The sequence below is a fragment of the Galactobacter sp. genome (assembly GCF_022712295.1).
Classification (GTDB): domain Bacteria; phylum Actinomycetota; class Actinomycetes; order Actinomycetales; family Micrococcaceae; genus Galactobacter.
The window spans coordinates 1-2,600 of sequence record NZ_JALAGT010000108.1; the positions used below are offsets into that span (position 1 = coordinate 1).

Consider the following 2,600-nt stretch of genomic DNA (forward strand, 5'->3'; position numbering starts at 1 on the left):
GAAGGCGCGGTAACCACCAACTGGAAACAAGCCCTCGCCCAACTCACCGTGGCCTACCCCGAGCGCATCAACCCCTACCTCTAACCACCCCAACAATCAGGAAACATCAGGAGGGCTTACACAGAAAACTTGACAGGCTCGCCGCAGGTCAACTCTGACCTGTCGAAATTTCGTATCCACGCACCGTTGAGGCACCAGCCCTCCCGGGTATCTCGTCAGCCGCGCGCCACGTGAGAGTATTCATTGACCGTTCGGTTCCAGAAGGAGGCTTCGACATGGCAGGACACCGCGTCTTCACCATTCCAGTAGCCGAGGTGTACCCGCACTACATCACCAAGGCGGAGAAGAAGGGTCGTACTCAGGCGGAGGTGGACCAGATCATCCGCTGGCTGACCGGGTACAGCCAAGAGCAGCTCCACACCGCTCTGGATGAGAAGACCACGTTCCAGGACTTCTTCGACGCCGCGCCGGCCCTGAATCCCAACCGGTCCCTCATCACCGGATCCGTGTGTGGGGTGAAGCTTGCGGAGATCGAGGACCCCCTGATGAAGGAGCTGCGATACATGGACAAGCTCATCGACGAATTGGCCCGCGGCAAGGCCATGGAGAAGATCCTGCGCTCCCCGGCCTGATCCGGCACGACGCGACCCGGTCCGCCTTGATCCGCCCCAGACATTCCGTCACTGCCTCCTAGGGAAACTATGCGGCGGCGACGGAAAGCCTCAGCGTGGACGAGGGGGCCGGGCGGACTCAAGAGGCGGTGACGGAAGGCCTCAGCGAGGACTAGGGGCTGGGCGGACCCAAGAGGCGGCGACGGAAAGCCCGGGGGAACCGTTCACGTGATCACCCTCGGCGCGCCTTGCGTCGGTTCACCCAGGTGAAGATCAGGTATAGAACGGTCCAAAGCCCGATGCCCCAAGCCACGAAGGTGATAACAGCGCCCCACCAGCCGCCCGCCGTGCCGAGGTCGTACCACCCTGTCAGCAGCAGGGCGGGCAGCACCGTCACCAGCATGAGTCCCAGGTGGATGACGGACTGGCGCTTCAGCGGCCAACGCTCAACCTGATAGATGAATGAGGAGCCGCTGACCGACGCGGCGATGACGCCCACACAGAGCACGCTTCGGCCGTCAGAGCTCTCTCCATTGCTCAGCAGGTACAGCCCGATGCTTGTCATGATCGCCAGCGGGATGGCGGTCGCCAGAAGAACCTTCCAGAGCATCCTCATGTCTTCAACATATGTGGCCGCGCACGAGTCGGCAATCTGGTCGCACGCGCTCACTGCCCAGACATTCCGTCACCACCCCGTGGAGAATCTACGAGGCCGTGACGGAAAGCCTAGGGACGATCAAGGCGTTGGGTGGACCATGCGGCGGCGAAGGAAAGCCTAGGGACGATCAAGGCGTTGGGCGGCTCTATGAGACGGTGACGGAACGCCGGGGGACGAACAAGCGTTGGGCGGACTATGCAGCGGCGACGGAAAGCCTGCGCTGGCCGGAACGTCCGCCAGCTCACGAGAACCGCTCCGAACCGGCGCGGTTCTGGTGAAAAACTGGTCATGCGTGGCGTTGGCTCGTTCGTGGGCGCTGGATCAGTTGGCCGGTGCGTCCTGGATCTCGACCACTAGGTTGAGCCCGTCGTCCGGGTGGTAACCCCAAGAGGCCTCCCAGACTCCCCACGTATCCTCTTGGCGACCGTCCAAGGCCCGTGTCTGGTTGATCTTGTCCAACGTAGCTTGGTCCATGCCGATGCCGCCGAGCATGCATCCGACCACGTCTATGGAGGCTCCCTTCGAGATCCCGGCGGACTCGAAAGTCACCGAGTGGTCGGTGACCGTGACCCCCTTCTTGTCCGCCTTGGTTTCCAAGCAGATGGTCTGGGCGATCTCCAATTCCAGCTTCGCATCCGTATAGGGCTTCTCGGCTTCCTGCTTCGCAGCAGCGGCCTGCTGCTCTGCCTCCTGCTTGTACTGTGCATAGCCGTCTTGGGTACCCTGAGTGACACCTTCGTCTCGTGCACTTTTCACAGCTTCTGTTTTTTCTGCGGCGAACTTCTTGGCAGTGGCCCGGTCCGCTTCGACATCGTTCTGATGCCACACGTATCCAGCGACTCCTGCGCCGGAACCGAGTAGCACAGCTCCGATCCCGAAGCCGAGCAGCAACGGCTTCCACGTGGATTTGAAGGCGGCCTTCAGACCCTTGCGTTGGTGCGGGGCCATCGTGGGGTCCGGCTGGCCCGAGTCCGGTACATCCAATGCTGCCGGCTGCATTGCGTCACCGAGTGCTGGGCGTTCGTTCGGCCGATCGGAAGCCGGCGGAATGGGCGTGCTCATGGGGAAGTCTCCTGGCGGGGCGAGTGAACGAAGTGATGAATTGCTTCATTAACATCGTGCCAGCGGAGGGTGACACTTTGGTGGCGCGTCAGCGGAGCCCCTGATCACACTCACCTGGACCTTCGTGCTGTCGCACGCTTACTGCCCAGACATTCCGTCGCCACCTCCTGGAGAACCTATGCGGCAGTGACGGAAAGTCTGGGGAGAGGGGCGGCGGCGGTGCGAACCGATGTGGCGGTGACGGATAGTCTGGGGAGAGGGGCGGCGGC

General features: G+C 62.3%; 3 protein-coding genes. 1 reads left to right on the top strand and 2 read right to left on the bottom strand.

Annotated elements, in window-relative coordinates; genetic code table 11:
• Positions 1–275: 275 nt before the first annotated feature.
• Positions 276–632: a DUF2200 domain-containing protein gene (locus Q0A15_RS08160; protein ID WP_291279032.1), complete on the top strand. Its 357-nt coding sequence runs from the start codon at positions 276–278 to the stop codon at positions 630–632.
• A gap of 211 nt (positions 633–843) precedes the next feature.
• Here the strand turns inward: Q0A15_RS08160 and Q0A15_RS08165 are convergent, their stop codons facing one another.
• Both Q0A15_RS08165 and Q0A15_RS08170 read right to left on the bottom strand, forming a co-directional pair.
• Positions 844–1,281: a DUF3021 domain-containing protein gene (locus Q0A15_RS08165; RefSeq protein WP_291279033.1), complete on the bottom strand. Its 438-nt coding sequence runs from the start codon at positions 1,279–1,281 to the stop codon at positions 844–846.
• A 309-nt stretch (positions 1,282–1,590) separates the two neighbouring features.
• Complete coding sequence (locus Q0A15_RS08170; protein ID WP_291279034.1) at positions 1,591–2,331, bottom strand: hypothetical protein; 741 nt, start codon at positions 2,329–2,331, stop codon at positions 1,591–1,593.
• Positions 2,332–2,600: the final 269 nt, after the last annotated feature.

Coding starts and splice junctions, on each gene's coding strand:
- Q0A15_RS08160 (WP_291279032.1), top strand. CDS start 276: ATGGCAGGACACCGCGTCTTCACCATTCCAGTAGCCGAGGTGTACCCG.
- Q0A15_RS08170 (WP_291279034.1), bottom strand. CDS start 2,331: ATGAGCACGCCCATTCCGCCGGCTTCCGATCGGCCGAACGAACGCCCA.